2 protein-coding genes are annotated in these 925 nt (G+C 34.8%); both read left to right on the top strand.

The genetic code is table 11. The annotated features are described in order from the left end of the window. Positions 1-23: 23 nt before the first annotated feature. Positions 24-470: a DUF4869 domain-containing protein gene (locus tag LI114_RS13610; protein WP_227221116.1), complete on the top strand. Its 447-nt coding sequence runs from the start codon at positions 24-26 to the stop codon at positions 468-470. Next, the gene (locus tag LI114_RS13615; protein WP_227221117.1) at positions 460-888 is read left to right on the top strand and encodes an ABC transporter ATP-binding protein; all 429 of its coding nucleotides are present in this window, start codon (positions 460-462) and stop codon (positions 886-888) included. Before LI114_RS13610 ends, LI114_RS13615 begins: the two co-directional genes overlap by 11 nt. Positions 889-925: the final 37 nt, after the last annotated feature.

Here is a 925-nt window from a genome sequence, read left to right on the forward strand (position 1 = left end):
TGTTGCAGTTAGAGAGGTAATAAATGATTACAATATATAAACACGGTCAGATTCCAAAATCAATAGAAACTGTTAAATTGAACGATGTTTATTTTAACAAATATACTGCTCAAATGCTGGATAATAGGGCAAATGAGATAATTGAAAAAATTGACCACGCTGAATTGACCGGGCCATATACAATTAAATCACGTTTTGACGGGACAACGCTGAACACTGATAAGCTTTCCAGTGGCTGCAAGACGGTATTGAATATAATGTACAATACTGATAAGATTTTTGACATAAGAGAATGTGGTGATAATGCTCTTGATATGATCTATTCTCTTGATGAAGGAAAGATCTGTTGTGATTATCCGCTTATATCATTTGATATGACACGAGTGAACGTGTACGATAAGAGTAAGAAGAAATGCAGAGAAATAGATGATTATGAAGAATTGAAGGAGTGGTGGAGCGATGAAGATTAAACCGATCGTGATGCAAGAGATCAATACTACCCACACTTCCTTCATCATTGATCTACATTTTGATTACAACGTTACTTTTATCACAGGCGACTCTGGCGTTGGCAAATCCGCTCTGTATTCATTTATTGAAGAACTGTCTGCAAATGATAAAAGAATAAGGTGCTTTAATTACCTTGACCAAAAAAAGAATTACAAAGCTTCGATAAAAAATTCGAAGGATAAGCTTTTTGTAATAGACAATGCAGATATTCTGTTGGACGATAAAATGAGGCAGTATATTGCTTTTGATGCGCAAAACCAATATGTAATAATAGGGCGAAACCCCACCGGCTTAATGCTTGAGTTAGATGAGATCTACGAATTGTCAAGCGAGAATATCAATGGCAGAACACTATTATCATTAAAGAAAAGCTTTTAAACGATGAGTTGGAAGATAGATTCTAAAAAAGCTGTTT

Source organism: Ruminococcus sp. 210702-SL.1.03, assembly GCF_020559915.1.
In the GTDB taxonomy this organism is placed as follows: Bacteria; Bacillota; Clostridia; order Oscillospirales; family Ruminococcaceae; genus YE71.